Below are 15,694 nucleotides of genomic sequence, written 5' to 3' on the forward strand. Positions count from 1 at the left end.
AGTGTAGCTACTTCTGCGCTTTTTCTCTATGATGCGACAATAATTAATTGCGATTAAGCACTCTTGGTTAATGAGACAAATGAAGCATCAGTTTAAATTTAATCCTTTAGCGACTGCGATCTTGACCCTGTTATGTGGACACGCGATGAGCAGTCATGCAGAGACCACAGAGCCCGCTTCATCCATCACCAATCAACAACTCAAACAGAGCATTCAGGATGCTTATCCGGGCCAGTCGTTTTTTGAACAGTATTATGTCGATAAAACCGCGCCGGAAGCCCAGCAGCGTTTTGGCCAAGAGCTGAGTTCAGCCTATTGCCAGGGCGCCTGGGTCACGCCAATTAGCCCGGACACCGTGGCCGTTGCTGCTGAAGAAGCCACCTCGACCGTTACCGCTGATTATGGTCACTATAATCCTAATGGGGATTCGGTTTTAGAAGGCAATGTGGTAATTGACCAGCAAGGCCGCCAGATTCGTGCCGATAAAATTACCATTGACCAGACCCAGACCTATGCCAGTGCCGAAGGCCGGGTACAAATGGCGCAAGCCGGTTTACTGGCGCAAAGCGACCAGATCAATTACAACCTGAAAACCCAGCAAGGCGATTTACACAACAGCTTCTATATTGCAGAAGAACAGCACGCACATGGCATGGCGGAAAAGATTGCCCGCACTTCAACCAATACCTTGGTATTGAACAATGCCACCTATAGCACCTGCCCGCCTGAACAGGCACCGACTTGGAAAATTCAGGCCGATGAAATCAAGCTAAATCAGGAAACCGGTCGCGGTGAAACCCGTGGCACCAAACTGTATGTAAAAGATGTGCCGGTGCTGGCAGTGCCATATTTTAACTTCCCGATTGATGACCGTCGTACTACCGGTATTTTGACCCCGAGTTTTGGCTTTACCAATGATGGTGGAGTTGAACTGGCGGTACCGGTCTACCTGAACCTGGCTCCAAACTATGATGCCACCGTGACACCACGCTATATTGGTGACCGTGGCCCGATGCTGGAAGGTGAATTTCGCTATCTGACCGAGAATTTTGGTCAGGGTCAGATCTGGGGCGGCTACCTGGCCTCTGACAATAAATACAATGATGAAGATCGTAAGGATTTTCACTTTCTGCATAACTGGCAGATTAACGAGCAGTTCAATACCAATCTGGAATATAACTACGCTTCAGATAAAGACTATTTTGCTGACTTAAACAACAACCCGAACTCCAGAACCGACCTGAACTTACGCCGCGCCTGGGAACTGAATTATCGCAATGGTATTCCGGGTTTAAGAGCGCAGCTAAAAGTTGAAGATTTCCACACGCTGGACCCGACTATTCCAGATGAAGACCGTCCGTATGCGCGTTTACCTCAGTTCTTATTAAATTATAAAACTGGTAATCCACAAGGCTTCCAGCTTGAATTCAATCACGATACTGCTTATTTCAAAAAAGATATCAACCATCTTGAAGGTCATACCAATGATCTAAATACGTATGAGCCAAGCGGTACCCGTATCTATAACGATTTTAAAGTACGTTATAATTACCGCAACCCGTGGTCTTTTGTAATTCCAGAAGTATCACTTCGCAACGTCAATACTTTCTTTGATAAAGACACCATCGCGTTTTATGACAATAACAGCGGTACTCTGACCAATAGCTCAAGTGAAAATAAATCGGTAACAGTACCGCAGTTTACCCTGGACGCCGGCCTGACCTTTGAAAAAGAAGGCCGCTTCCTGCAAACCATTACCCCGCGTGCCTTCTATGCCTATGCACCGTATCAGAATCAGGATGGCCATCCAAACTTTGATTCAGCCACCGCCTCCATTAACTATGACCAGCTGTTTAGTCCGTACCGTTTCTATGGTCATGACCGCCTGGAAGACAACAACTTCCTGTCACTCGGTTTAAGCTATAGCCTATTTGATGAAGTAGGCCTGGAACGGATTCGTGCCAGCCTGGGTCAAAGCTTCTTCTTTGAAGATCGTCGTGTCATTTTGGAAAACCCATCTGATGACTTTGATACTCAAAGTCGTACTGGTCCAATCATCAGTCTGGCCAGCCAGTTAACCGAAAACCTGAATATTGGTGCCAATGCAGCCTGGATGTCAAACGGTGACAATGCCCAGCGCGATCTGCACCTGTTCTATACCGGTGAACAAGGCAATTTATACAATGTCGGCTATATTAACCGTCGTCATATTCCAAACCGTCAGGATCATTATGATCAGGTGGTGGCCTCGTTCATTCAACCGGTCTACAACAACTGGCGTATTCTGGGTCATGCCCAATACGATTTGGACAATAGCGTCGCCCGTGAATATTTACTCGGTGTGAACTATGAATCCTGTTGCTGGGGCATCTCGGTCTACGGCCGCTCTTATTATAATGATCTGGATGATGTCTCCGATCACAACGTCAAGCCGAAACGCGCCATCATGGCTGAATTGAACCTGAAAGGCCTCGGCAGTTTCAACAATAAACTTGCATCTTTACTTGAAAACCGTATTTTAGGGTTTAATAGAACTAATCAAACTTGGACACAACGTTAATGAAGACACCACAGTTAAAACAATTTTTTAAAGCCACTGCCTTAGCTTTATGTATTTCTTCAGCTGCACCTGCTTTTGCACAAACTGTAGATCAGGTCGTGGCCGTGGTGGATAACAGTGTCATCCTACAAAGTGATTTAGCGCAAACCGCTGCTGAAATGCAGCAACAATTACAGGCACAGAACAAAACCGTGCCACCGGCTCAATATCTACAACAACAGGCCTTAGAACAACTGATCGTGCGTCAGGCACAGCTGGAACAGGTCAAACGCTATAACATCAAGCCTGATGAAAAAGCCTTAAATGAAGCGGTGATGCGTGTGGCCCAACAAAATGGCAGCAAAAGTCTGGAAGATTTCCAGCAGAAAGTCGACCGTATTGCACCGGGGACCTATGCCTCTTTACGCAACCGTATTGCTGAAGATTTGGCAATTAACCGTCTGCGTCAGCAAGTCGTGATGTCGCGAATTAAAATTAGCGATCAGGATGTCGATAACTTCCTGAAAACCCCGCAAGGTCAGGCCGCTTTAGGCAGTCAGGCGCATGTGTTGCATGTGCGCGTATCCGGTGAAAATGCACAGGCCACCGCGGAACAGGTTAAAACTGCACTGAATAACAGCAATGACCTCAATGCCATTAACAAGCAGTTCAGCACAGCTGCCACCAAAGTTGAATCGGCTGATATGGGTTTCCGCAGCCTTTCTGAAATTCCGGCTGAACTGGCTGCACGTGTAAGTGCACTTGACGTCGGTCAGACCACTGAGCTGATTGCAGTCAATGATGGTATTCATGTGCTGAAACTGGTCGATCGTAAAGCCGGTGAACAGCGCGCGCTGGTCCCACAATATCAAACCCGTCATATTCTGATTCAGCCAACAGAAGTGGTGAGCCCAGAAAATGCCAAGCACATGATTGACAGTTTGTATAACCGCCTCAAAGCCGGTGAAGATTTTGCAGTGTTGGCCGGTACTTTCTCAACCGATACCGGTTCTGCCCGTGATGGCGGTAGCCTGGGCTGGGTTAGCCCTGGAGTGATGGTGCCTGAATTTGAACAGCAAATGAAAAGCACCCCGGTAGGTGAAATCAGCCAGCCATTTCAAACCCAGTTTGGCTGGCATATTCTACAGGTGACAGATACCCGCCAGCAGGACATGACCCGCGAATACCAGGAACGTATGGCACGCCAGATTCTAGGTGAACGTCAGTTTGATACCGAACTGGACAGCTGGTTACGTGAAATTCGCAGCAATGCCTTTGTCGATATTAAAGATCCAAACCTGGACCGTAAAAATAACTAGGTCTTAAAAAATGAAAAACCAGTGCCTGCACTGGTTTTTTTAATTCTGGCTTTTCACCTCGCCATCAATAGCAATAAAAAAACCGCTGAATTCAGCGGTTTTTTTATAAGAGGACTTAAGCCATTAATATTGATTAACGGTTGTTGTCATCTTCTTGAGAATCTTCAAATTTAGAGTCGTTGTCAAAACCAGAAGCTTGACCACCGAAGCCAGCGCCTTGACCACCGAAGCCACCTTGACCACCGAAGCCAGCACCTTGACCACCGAAGCCACCTTGACCACCGAAGCCACCTTGACCACCGAAGCCGCCTTGACCACCGAAGCCGCCGCCTTGACCGCCGAAGCCGCCTTGACCACCAAAGCCACCACCTTGACCGCCGCCGAAGCCGCCGCCTTGACCACCGAAGCCACCAGCGCCTTGAGCACCAGCAGGTGCACCAGCAGGACGTGGATTACGTGCAGGTACAACTGTAGAAATCGCGTGTTTGTAAACCATTTGGCTTACTGTATTTTTTAATAGCACCACATACTGGTCAAAAGATTCGATATGACCCTGTAATTTAATACCGTTTACAAGGAAAATAGAAACTGGAATACGTTCTTTACGGAGAGAATTCAAGAACGGATCTTGTAAAGTTTGACCTTTAGACATGTTATAACTCCAAAAATAATTAAAAATCAGCGCAAAAACTATCTTTATTTTTCAATTAAAATTTATAAAAAAGACAGTTCATAAATTTTGCTTTATCCGTAACAGTTTCGCAAGTCTTCTTGAGCCTGCTTTATCGTAAAATATGTTTGAATTTTATGCGATTCCTGCAACGATCTGAGCCAAGTATATTGACGTTTTGCAAGTTGTCGTGTTGCAAATAGGGCCTTATCCTCCATTTCTTGCTTTTTATTGAGACTTTTATCACTTTTCTTTAGAAATTCTAAAGCTTGTCGGTATCCAACAGAGCGCATAGAGGGTAAATTTTCATCTAAATCGTATTTTTCAATAAGCCCTTCTACTTCATTCAAAAAACCCATTGACCACATTATTTCTAATCGTTTTTCTATACGTTGATGTAATTCTACCCGATCTGGCAGCAAGGTGTGATTATGAAAAGTGTAACGATATGGTACATTTTTGGGTTGTTCTGCTTGTAGTTTGGTAATAGGTTGACCGGTTAACTTGAACACTTCCAAGGCCCGGATAATCCGCTGCTTATCGCTGACTTTAAATTTCTGTCCGGCTAAAGCATCTACTGCGCACAATTCGGCATACACGGCTTCCCAGCCCTCACGTGCCGCCTTATCTTCAATTTCAGCACGCACCGCATAATCTGCACTTGGCAAATTACTGGATAACCCTTCCAGCAAGGCCTTGAAATACAGCATGGTCCCACCCACCAGAATCGGGGTTTTGCCACGCGCATGCATATCATCAATTAAAGCGCAGGCATCTTCCACAAACTGCGCAGCAGAATACACCTCTAAAGGGGTAATAATATCAATCAGATGATGCGGATAACGCGCCTGCTCGGCTTTGCTTGGTTTAGCCGTGCCAATATCCATATCCTGATACACCAAAGCGGAATCGACTGAAATCAGCTCAAAATGCCCCAGTTCATAGAGTTCACATGCCAAAGCAGTTTTACCGCTTGCAGTAGGTCCCATTAAATTGATGACCGGCAATTGATTTGACATGTACCACTACTCTCCTCGAGCAAAAAGTTTATCTAATTGAGCCAATGGAAAGGCACGCCAGGTTGGACGGCCATGATTACATTGGCTGGCAAATTCGGTTTGTTCCATCTGGCGCAGCAAGGCATTCATTTCAGATAGGCTGAGCATACGATGTGCACGCACGGCACCATGACAGGCCATGCCGGCCAGAATCTGGTCACGTTTTTGTAGCAGTGCTTGCGCTTCATCAGCCGGGTCCAGATCATTCAGCAGTTCAGGAATCAGCGCATCAAAATTGGCCTTATGCAAAATCGCCGGCACCCCACGCACAATCACCTGCTCATCACCATATTGATCCAGATCCAGCCCTAAACGTGCCAGCTGCGGTTTTAGCTCTTCAATCCGCATGGCCTGCATCCGGCTAATGCTAATCACTTTAGGAATTAGCAACTGCTGCGAGGTCCAAAACTCGGGCTTATCCCAGGCCGATTTCATTTGCTGTAATAAAATCCGCTCATGTGCCGCGTGCATATCGACAATAATCAAGCCTTCGGTATTTTGCGCCAGAATATAAATTCCGTGTAACTGGGCAATGGCAATCCCGAGTGGATGTTCATCTACCGGAGCTGGCTGCGTCTCACCTGCGGCCGACTGTGGGCTGGACAATGCAGATTCATCCAGCTCACGTAATGGTGCCAGATAGCTTTTTAGCGCATTGTTCAGCTGCTGTGAGCCATAGGCATTGCTATAACCCGTATTCTGACCACTGGCCATTTTCTGGCCTTGTGGCAGTACATAATCCACACTTTGCGGGTGGGCATCGCTAAAATCTGTCAGTAATTCTGGTGCAGCCTGATTAGATACTGGCACGATGGCTTCGGCTGCTTTATGCAGCTGGAACTGTTCCTGATAACGTGGCTGCGCCGCAAACACCGGCTCCGGGGTTTCGGTTTTCATGGCCGTGGCCAAGTCGGCACTGGCGGTTTGGAACTGCGCCAGGGTTTCTTTGCCATAATGACGCACAAACTCATGCACTTCACGCTGGTTTAAAAAGCGGATTTCATGCTTGGTTGGATGCACATTGACATCAATATTTTCAGGTTCAACTTCCAGAAACAGCAAATACGCCGCATGCTGATGACCATGCAAAATACCATCATAGGCCATGCGCAGCGCATGTGAGATAGTCTTGTCTTTAACAATCCGGCCATTTACATAGACATATTGTAAATCGGCCTGTGCCCGCGCATCGGAAGGATGGCCCAACCAGCCCGACAGACGCATGCTGATACTATCGGCATCAATCCAGTAAGCATTTTCGGTAAACTGTCGTCCCAGCAATTGCTGTACACGCTGAAAACGCAGCTCGCCGCTGTCAGCAACCGGCAGGTTCAGCTTGATGCTGTTATTATGTTCCAGCACAAAACGGATATCAAAATGCGTCAGTGCCAGACGGCGCACAATTTCTTCAATATGGCCAAATTCGGTACCCGGCTTTTTTAAAAATTTACGGCGTGCCGGCACATTAAAAAACAGATCCTGCACCCGAATATGGGTTCCTTTCGACGCAGCCACCGGCACAATCTCCTGATGATCAAAAGCCGTGCCATTCACTTCAACCTGATAGCCCACCCCTTCATCTGTCTGGCTGCTGATCAGGCTTAAACGCGATACTGCGGCAATGGACGCCAGCGCTTCACCGCGAAAACCGAGGCTGACAATGGCATGCAAGTCATCGGCAGTTTGAATTTTACTGGTGGCATGACGCATCACTGCCAAGGGCAGATCTTCAGGATGAATGCCGCGCCCATTGTCAATAATTTCAATCAGGGTACTGCCGCCCTGTTCCACCCGGATAATCAGTTCGGTCGCACCGGCATCAATCGCATTTTCTAATAATTCTTTGACCACAGAAGCCGGACGCTCAATAACTTCTCCGGCGGCAATCTGGTTGGCCAGTGCCGGATCAAGCGCGCGGATACGACGTGTACTTAAATCAGCCGACATGGGTAAAATTCTGCTCCAGAGCGTGTTGCAAAGCGGTAGAAGATGAGCTGAGGGTTGCGGTGCGGCTCAATTCATCTTCAGACTTTAGAATATTAATAATCAGGTCCGGTGCTGGAATTTCATCCCCACCTTTTGATGGCCATTCAAATAAAAATAAGGCGTTTGCTGTATCCAGATAATCGCGGATGCCCATCAGCTCCAGTTCATACGGGTCATTCAGGCGATACAGGTCAAAGTGGAAAATATCCTGACCATTGACCTGATACGGCTCCACCAGGGTATAGGTGGGACTTTTTACCGATCCCTGATGACCTAAGCTTTGTAACAGATAACGGGTCAGCGTGGTTTTCCCTGCGCCCAAATCCCCAATCAGATAAATCACCCCGCGCGGGAAATGCGCCGCCAAAACCTGAGCCAGATTTTGGGTCTCTTGTTCATTGTTCAGGTTCAGACAAAATGAATACTGCATAATACTCGCGACATGATTCAAAACAGCAATTATGATAGCATCGCAGCCGTTTAAAAGCCTATTCGACTGCGTCAGAATCTGTATTTTTTCACAGCATTTGTTACCTAATTTGAGATGTGCACCCGTTCATGAGCTCCACTGCCGATTTTATTCCCCCGATGATTAATGGTGTTAGCGCCAGCAAAGTTTACTTGCAGCCATCATCGGCAAGTACAGTATATGCCTACCTGTGCCAGCAGTTTCCGCATATTTCTGCAGCTGAATGGCTGTCGCGCTTTCAGGATGGGCTGGTCTATGATGCGCACGGTCAGCGTCTACACATCGACAGTCCCTTTCAGGCACATACACACTGTTTTTACTATCGTTTTTTAGCCCATGAAGTAACAGTACCGTTTCAACACCAGATTTTATTTGAAAATGAAGATTTGCTGGTGGTAGATAAACCGCATTTTCTGACCATGAGCCCAACCGGACAATATGTGCAGCAAACCTTACTGGTGCGTTTGAAACAGCAAACTGGCAATGAACAGCTGACCCCGATTCACCGTTTAGACCGGGAAACTGCCGGCGTGGTGCTATTTTCCAAACAGCCGGCCAGTCGTGGTCTTTATCAGCAAATGTTTGCCGAACGTCAGGTCCGCAAGACCTATCATGCGATTGCACCTTTTCGTGCCGATTTAAGTTTTCCTTGCACCACCCGTTACCGCATGGAAAAAGGTCAGCCGTTTTATACCATGCAGGTGGTGGATGGAGTACCCAACAGCGAAACCGATATTGAGCTGTTAGCGCATAACGGTCATTTGGCAAAGTATTTGCTTAAACCTGTCACCGGTAAGCAGCATCAATTGCGGGTGCATTTAAATCAGCTTGGAATTGCTATTTTAAACGATCCATTTTATCCGCAGGTGCAGCATAAAACGGAAGATGATTTTTCTGCGCCTTTACAGCTTCTGGCCAAAGATATTTGCTTTCAGGACCCAATCAGCAAAGCAGCAATGGCGTTTAGCTCCCAATTTGACCTGACACTGTAATCTAATTGTCATTACATTTATTTCAATTTTTCCTGTGTATGAATATTGAAATTACAAATGGTTAGATTAAAATGTGTCTACACAGTTAAGTGCACTTAAATTAATTAAAATCATGAGAAAAACTGAAGTTTATCAAATTCGCCTGGATTCTCAGGAAAAGAAACAGGCTTTTGCCGTGTTTAAACAGTTGGGGATTACACCGGCACAAGCGGTTCGTCTGTTCTTTAAACAGGTCGTTCTGACCAAATCTATTCCTTTTTCTATCGAAAACCAGAATATTAATCTGGAGCAGCTGATCAAGTTAAGAAAGCTCAAGCAAGAACAGCAAAATACTCAGGCCACACCAACACCTGCGCCCGTCAGCCCCGACACTTCCCCACTGGACGATGAAGATCTGGACCTATTTGCCGAATTAAATGCCCTCTTGGGTGAAACTGACAAAAGTTAACAGTGTTGTATTTATAAACAATATTTTAATTTAATCTGCTAAAAACTTGGTTATGCTGCATAGACAACAATAAGATATGCAGGGAGTCATGGATGATTGTCAAACGCGCAACCGTAGCAGATCTCGAGCAGCTGGCCGTATTATTTGATGAATATCGTCAATTTTATGGTGCATCTTCTAACCTGAAGCTTTCACACCAGTTTTTACAACAGCGTTTTGAAAATCATGAAAGCGTGATTTTTATTCATGTGAAAGATGAGGTGATTACCGGTTTTATCCTGCTGTATTTAGGCTTTTCTTCGGTGGCCTGTACCACCTATTATATTCTGGATGATGTCTATGTGACGCCGGTCTATCGTCGTCAAGGCTCGGCCAAACAGCTGATTGATACCGCAATTCATTTTGCCCGTCATAACAATGCACTACGGATTAGTCTGCAAACCCAGAACAACAACTATCAATCGCATCAACTGTATGAACAGATGGGCTTTATTAAAGACAATGAGTTTCAGACCTACCACTGTTTCTTAAAATAGCCCACTATTAAAAGCCGGTTTAATCCTGCATCCGGGTACGCGCCTGCTGTACCTGGGCGTCATCTAAATAGATCCACTGCCCCAACTCGAGTTCTGGCAGGTTTAAAGCGCCAATTTGCTGACGATGCAGCTTTTCCACCTTATTGCCAACTGCTGCCAGCATCCGCTTTACCTGATGATAGACACCCTGATGAATGGTCATTTTCAGCTCGTGCTCGGCCAGACGGCAAATATCGGTGGCAGCAAAAATGCCGCTTTCATTGCGCAGTTCAACTCCATCTGCCAGTTGCTGGATTTGCGCATCTGTGACCGGATCTGCGGTGTACATGCGATAGACTTTGGCCACATGCTTTTTCGGATGGGTCAGCGCCTGTAAAAACTGGCCATCATCAGTTAGCAATAACAAACCGGTGGTGTCCTGATCTAAACGTCCCACACATTGCAGGCCACGATTCAGCAAAATATCGTCAAACAGATCAAACACACTAAAATGATGGGTGGCCTGATGTGAACACTCATAACCTTGCGGTTTGTTTAACGCGATATAGACCTTCTCCCGATAGGTATAGTCCTGCCCATAGACCGAAAATTTTAAACCCTGCAACTGCAGTTTCTGTTTGGGTTGGGTGATGACTTCACCCTCAATGGCAATCGCACCATTTTGAATCAGCTGCTGGCAGTGTTTGCGTGAACCAAAGCCTTGCGATTGCAACATTTTTTCTAAAGTCATCGAATTACCTGTGGAGTGAAAGCTGTATCAATATGGAAGATGGCGTATTTTATACTGAAACCGCGCTGGAGTTGGAATCTATCAGCAGGCCCCGCTGAAAAAGGCTACAATAATGGCCTCTTTTTCTCCCATGCCACCGTGTTCAGCCTGTATGTCACACCTCGATTTAAACCTGATTGTTCTGCTTATTTTATTGGCCTGCGGTATTTTTAGTCACAATACTGCCGTCACCATTGCCGCCGCGGTGTTAATCGTGTTTCGCATCACACCACTGGAAGTATATTTTCCGCTCTTGCAACAGCATGGTTTAAATATTGGCATTATCATTTTGACCATTGGCGTACTAACGCCCATTGCCAGCGGTAAAATCCCCGGTGATGAAATCCTGAAATCATTTATGCACTGGAAATCCATACTCGCGATTGGCATAGGCCTGTTTGTGGCCTGGCTCGGTGCACGTGGGGTACAGCTGATGAGCCATCAACCGAATATTGTCGCTGGCCTGCTGATTGGTACGGTTGCCGGTGTGGCCTTGCTGCGCGGTGTGCCGGTCGGACCATTAATTGCCGCCGGCATTTTATCGTTATTGATTGGTTCTAAATAGCCGCTTCATACAGACACGGCTTTAAAGAGATACAGATACACGATTAGGCACGTACATCGGCCTGAAACAGCTTTTGGCATAATAGCCAGCCCATTGCCGAGAACGCAGCCATCATAATACCGACCCAGAACCAGTCTCCGGTGGCAGAAACAATCGCAGCAATTGCTGGTGGCAACAGAAACTGCGATGTCGCTGAGCACTGTAAAATCATGCCAATGGTCGCACTAATGGCCACCGGACTAGGCGCAAAACGCAAGGCTTGAGCAAAGACCACCGCGGCGACCAGACCACCAAATAACGAAAAGCTAAACACGCAGGCAAACTGCAGTAAAAATGGTAACTGGGCCTGAAAGATATAGAAACTTAAGGCACACAGCATTAAGATGATAAAACCGGTTTGGACTAAAGTTTTAGGCAGCAAACCGCGCTGCAACATGATGCCGCAGGCAAAGGTCCCGACTGCATTGGCAATCGCCACCGAGGCAGTTAATGCGCCTGCCAGCGTCAAGGAAATCTCGTTTTGCTGATAGATGGTTGGCAAGAAACCCACCAGACTAAACCATTGTCCGGCATAGGTGCCGAACATCAATGCCAGCATCCACGCTGGTGGATGTTTGAGCGTGGTTTTGATCAGCTGAAACACTTCAATTTTCTGGGTTGATTGTTGCGGTTTCGGCACTCGGGTGGCGACCAGCGCAAACAGGCTTAAGGTCAGTAGTGTTAGCGTCAGCCATACCCCTTGCCAGCCCATCATGGTGATTAGCCACGGCGTCAGTAATAAGGAAATCCCCATGCCGCCGCCCATATAGGCACTCCACAAGCCCATTTTGGCGGAAATTTCTTCTGCCGGCACCAGCTGGCGAATATAGGCCGGACCACTTAAGGTCACCAGTAAAAAGCCAAATCCTTCCACTACCCGCAGCAGCAGCAAACTGCTGACGCTTTGGCTAAACCCACCGACCAAACTAGCTGCGCTTAGTAAGCCCAGTCCAAGCAAGACACAGCGTTTCAGTCCAATTTTTTCGACATAACTGCCCAAGGTCAGTGCAAACAGCATACCAGCCCCTTGCACCAGCGACAGCAACAAACCAGCTTGTACCAGCCCGATCCCCAGTTCCTGCTGTAATACCGGCACCGCTGGCGGTAATTTACCGACATGCATCGCCGCGACAAAACCTGCACAAATAATCCAAATATCCCTGCTGAACCATTGTACTTTGGACATACCCTTACTCACTTCAATCTTGTGACTTGAGCTTATCAAGTTCAGTAACTGCCATTTATTAAAAAAACATCTCATCTTATGTTTTTCCTGAATAAATGGCGTAGCTGGCAGATGATTCAACGACCTGAATCCTCACCATTATTTACTCAAAAATTACGCTATTTGTGCGGATGTTATTGTGCATAGTAATGACTACGCTTTTGCGAAAATTTTTCCAGCTGTTTCAGGAAGCCTTCAAAATAGCTTTTTTCTTTTTCTTCACTGCGATAACCAGCATACAGCGTGCGGCGTAGTCCTTCTGCCGAAACACAATGCAGACGGCGTGAAGTGACCCAACCTTTTTGTTCATATTCATTTACCACCCAGTCCGGTAAGGCCGCCACACCCCGACCGCTGGCCACCAGCTGGATTAACATCTGGGTTAAATCTGTGGTGCGAATGGCTTTCGGATAGATATTGGCCGGAATAAACAGCTTGGCCATAATATCCAGGCGGTGTTTATCCACCGGATAGGTAATTAAAGTTTCTTCGGCCAGGTCCTGCACCGAAATGTCCGCAGCACGTACCAATGGATGGGTATTGGACAGCACCAGACGCGACTCATATTCAAAAATCGGGAAATACTCGATGCCTTTTAAGGCAATCGGGTCGGCGGTAATCAGCAAATCAAATTCGGCATGTTGTAATAATTCATGCGGATTGGCTTCAAAGCCGGAAGCAAAATCCAAATCAACATCGGGATATTGCTGGCGGTACTGATTTAACAGCGGCATCAGCCAGTCAAAACAGCTATGACATTCCGAAGAAAAAATAATCCGGCCGGTTTGCCCATGCACAATCCGGGTAATATCGGTTTGGGCAATCTGGATCTGCGGCAAAATATCATCTGCCAGTTTCAGTAAACGCTGCCCCACATTGGAAAACGTCACCGGACGCGAGCGACGATTAACCACTTCCACCCCATACCAGTGATCCAGCTCTTTCAACTGATGGGAAATGGCAGATGGGGTCAGGCATAAATCATTGGCCGCGGCCACCAGTGAACCATGTTCGCGTAAGGCCAATAAGGTTTTTAAATGACGAATTTCAAGCATGGGAAATGAAGTATCTCAAAATCAGGAGATGCACTGCGCTGAATGCAATGTCGCCTTAAAAATAAAAATATGAATTAAATTCATCTTAGCATAAATTCCATGAGTTGGTTTCATTATTCTAAATAAGGCAGCTGTTAAGAGATGGCGCTGTTTTTAAGCAAGATGAAGATGAGTTGAAATACGTCTAAATAACGAATAAGCATAAAAAAGAGCATCTTTAAGATGCTCTTTTATTACGGAAGGATGAAAAGTTTATTCTACATATAGCAAGGCCAGACGCACCTGATCATAGCCCATGCGCGGACTGGTCAGCTCGACAATCGGACGCAGCTTGATCGTGCCATCATCATTAAAATGATCACTTTGCTGACGTTTTTGCAGGCGTTTATAAATTTTGCGGATTTGCTCCACCACTTCCTCACCCGGATGCGCCACCGAAATATCTAGTCCCTGTTCCTTATGCAAACGCGCCAGATGGTTAATAATCGTCGCTGGAGTCAGGCCACGTTCATGGGCAATATCTTCAATCTCATAACCTTCTTCAAACAAGGCCCGGGTTTCATCTAGCGTTGCTGAGGCATAATTCTGCTTGCCGCCACTGCGTGCGATTTTCCGTTCATTGCGTTCAATTTCAACCTCATTCAAGGTACCGCCACAATGCCGGATAAAGGCTTTATGCTGTGCGGTCAGGTCAATTTCGGCAAAATTCTGTTCTGCTTCCTCTGACAGTTCCTGAAAACGGCGATCGGCTTTAATTGCCAGACTGTCCAGCTCCAGTGCCTGCTCGTTAAAGCCCAATAAACGCAGGCCATCTAGAGTTTTTAAACGTGACAGTGCCACATAGCCCTGACCTTTTTCAAAGGTATGGCTCAGGTTAATTTCTGCCGCTTCTAAAGTCATGCCTTGTGATTTATGAATGGTAATTGCCCAGGCCAGACGCAACGGAATTTGCTGGAAACTGGCAATGGTTTTTCCGGCTTCATTGTCAATCGACCAGGTTTCCGGTTCGACCAGCAGCACCGTGCCATCGGTTAATTTGACTTTCGGCAGGCAGCCATATTCATCATCTTCTTCAAAGCCAATCACCTCGCCCAGACTGCCGTTGATATAACCCATATCAAAGTTGTTTTTAACAAACATCACTTTGGCATGTTTTTTCAGGGTCAAGGTTTCAGGCGCACGTACCGAAGATTTTAAGGTTTCTATCAGTTTGTCATTCCCATCACAGCTGGCATCGAACTGGCGACTTTCAGCATCAATTTCATTTAAATGCTTAAAGTTAATGGTATCGACATCCATATTGTGGGTATACAAACGGGTAAAGGTGTCGCCAATATCCTGCTGGCGGGTATTTTGCAGCGCCTGCAGATGCTGCGGGCCAATATTCTGACGACGAATCGCATTGAGAATATCATTTAAAAAGTCATTGCCCTGACGATGCTGCTCGGTCAAATAGCAGACCCGGAATTTGGCCTCGACCCAGGCCTCCGACATAAAGCAGAATTTATCGCGATTGCGTTCCTCATTTCTGCCCACTGGCGGCAACTGGAAGAAATCACCAGCGACAATCACCTGAATACCACCAAAGGCTTCATCGCTTTCCTTAAAATATTTCAGCACCTGATTGACCAGATTCAACTGCTTGGCATGCAGCATCGAAATTTCGTCAATAATCAAGACCTGCGCATTTTCCAGATGTTCTTTCAGGTATTTGCGCTCTTTCATATTTTTCAGGTCGGCATCAGACAAGACATCTTTAATACCAATGCCGGCCCAGGTGTGAATGGTCATACCATTCATATGTGTGGCGGCAATTCCAGTCGAGGCCGTAATCGCCACCGGCACTTTACGTGCTTTTAAATAGTTGATGTACTGATTGAGCGTATAGGTTTTCCCTGCACCGGCCGAGCCTGTTAAAAATACATTTTCGCCCGCTTTTAAGAGTTTGAGTGCAGTTTCCTGTTTCATAAGACCTATACCGTAGATGAACGGCTATAGCCTACCCATTTTTCAGCAAAAAGTTA

The 15,694-nt window shown here is 46.5% G+C and carries 14 protein-coding genes; 6 read left to right on the top strand and 8 right to left on the bottom strand.

Annotated features, from left to right (window positions below):
* The first annotated feature begins 79 nt into the window (after positions 1–79).
* Both FTU69_RS02185 and FTU69_RS02190 read left to right on the top strand, forming a co-directional pair.
* Entirely contained in the window at positions 80–2,560 is a 2,481-nt protein-coding gene (locus FTU69_RS02185) for an LPS-assembly protein LptD (protein ID WP_104473652.1), read from the top strand.
* Positions 2,560–3,858, top strand: a complete 1,299-nt coding sequence (locus FTU69_RS02190; RefSeq protein ID WP_016658233.1) for a peptidylprolyl isomerase — start codon at positions 2,560–2,562, stop codon at positions 3,856–3,858. Before FTU69_RS02185 ends, FTU69_RS02190 begins: the two co-directional genes overlap by 1 nt.
* Before the next feature lie 133 nt (positions 3,859–3,991).
* Here the strand turns inward: FTU69_RS02190 and hfq are convergent, their stop codons facing one another.
* The 4 genes from hfq to tsaE all read right to left on the bottom strand — a co-directional run bounded on the left by hfq (position 3,992) and on the right by tsaE (position 8,002).
* On the bottom strand, positions 3,992–4,510 hold the full coding sequence (gene hfq / locus FTU69_RS02195; protein WP_075166773.1) for an RNA chaperone Hfq: 519 nt from the start codon (positions 4,508–4,510) through the stop codon (positions 3,992–3,994).
* 92 nt (positions 4,511–4,602) lie between these two features.
* The gene (gene miaA / locus FTU69_RS02200) at positions 4,603–5,547 is read right to left on the bottom strand and encodes a tRNA (adenosine(37)-N6)-dimethylallyltransferase MiaA (RefSeq protein WP_180103403.1); all 945 of its coding nucleotides are present in this window, start codon (positions 5,545–5,547) and stop codon (positions 4,603–4,605) included.
* 6 nt (positions 5,548–5,553) lie between these two features.
* Positions 5,554–7,533 (bottom strand): DNA mismatch repair endonuclease MutL, encoded by a 1,980-nt coding sequence (gene mutL, locus FTU69_RS02205; protein WP_180103404.1) that lies wholly within the window; start codon positions 7,531–7,533, stop codon positions 5,554–5,556.
* A complete protein-coding gene (tsaE, locus tag FTU69_RS02210; protein WP_180103405.1) occupies positions 7,523–8,002 on the bottom strand; it encodes a tRNA (adenosine(37)-N6)-threonylcarbamoyltransferase complex ATPase subunit type 1 TsaE in 480 nt (159 codons plus the stop codon). The genes mutL and tsaE overlap by 11 nt, the downstream gene beginning before the upstream one ends.
* 128 nt (positions 8,003–8,130) lie before the next feature.
* On the opposite strand from tsaE, the gene FTU69_RS02215 reads away from it, so the two are divergent.
* The 3 genes from FTU69_RS02215 to FTU69_RS02225 all read left to right on the top strand — a co-directional run bounded on the left by FTU69_RS02215 (position 8,131) and on the right by FTU69_RS02225 (position 10,017).
* A complete protein-coding gene (locus tag FTU69_RS02215) occupies positions 8,131–9,033 on the top strand; it encodes an RluA family pseudouridine synthase (protein WP_180103406.1) in 903 nt (300 codons plus the stop codon).
* Between the two features lie 112 nt (positions 9,034–9,145).
* Complete coding sequence (locus FTU69_RS02220; RefSeq protein WP_127799418.1) at positions 9,146–9,481, top strand: type II toxin-antitoxin system RelB/DinJ family antitoxin; 336 nt, start codon at positions 9,146–9,148, stop codon at positions 9,479–9,481.
* Positions 9,482–9,573: 92 nt separating this feature from the next.
* Positions 9,574–10,017, top strand: a complete 444-nt coding sequence (locus FTU69_RS02225) for a GNAT family N-acetyltransferase (protein WP_104472246.1) — start codon at positions 9,574–9,576, stop codon at positions 10,015–10,017.
* Between the two features lie 19 nt (positions 10,018–10,036).
* Here the strand turns inward: FTU69_RS02225 and FTU69_RS02230 are convergent, their stop codons facing one another.
* A complete protein-coding gene (locus tag FTU69_RS02230; protein ID WP_180103407.1) occupies positions 10,037–10,747 on the bottom strand; it encodes a pseudouridine synthase in 711 nt (236 codons plus the stop codon).
* A gap of 151 nt (positions 10,748–10,898) precedes the next feature.
* Here FTU69_RS02230 and FTU69_RS02235 point away from each other — a divergent pair, with 151 nt between their 5' ends.
* Positions 10,899–11,351 (top strand): DUF441 domain-containing protein, encoded by a 453-nt coding sequence (locus FTU69_RS02235; protein WP_034597660.1) that lies wholly within the window; start codon positions 10,899–10,901, stop codon positions 11,349–11,351.
* A gap of 43 nt (positions 11,352–11,394) precedes the next feature.
* On the opposite strand, the gene FTU69_RS02240 is transcribed toward FTU69_RS02235, so the two are convergent.
* The 3 genes from FTU69_RS02240 to FTU69_RS02250 form a co-directional block, all read right to left on the bottom strand.
* Positions 11,395–12,576: a CynX/NimT family MFS transporter gene (locus tag FTU69_RS02240; protein ID WP_257223576.1), complete on the bottom strand. Its 1,182-nt coding sequence runs from the start codon at positions 12,574–12,576 to the stop codon at positions 11,395–11,397.
* Between the two features lie 173 nt (positions 12,577–12,749).
* On the bottom strand, positions 12,750–13,670 hold the full coding sequence (locus tag FTU69_RS02245; protein WP_005177438.1) for a LysR family transcriptional regulator: 921 nt from the start codon (positions 13,668–13,670) through the stop codon (positions 12,750–12,752).
* Positions 13,671–13,922: 252 nt separating this feature from the next.
* Positions 13,923–15,638: an AAA family ATPase gene (locus FTU69_RS02250; protein WP_168405410.1), complete on the bottom strand. Its 1,716-nt coding sequence runs from the start codon at positions 15,636–15,638 to the stop codon at positions 13,923–13,925.
* Positions 15,639–15,694: the final 56 nt, after the last annotated feature.

It is taken from the genome of Acinetobacter sp. YH12134, assembly GCF_013418555.1.
GTDB lineage: Bacteria > Pseudomonadota > Gammaproteobacteria > Pseudomonadales > Moraxellaceae > Acinetobacter > Acinetobacter indicus.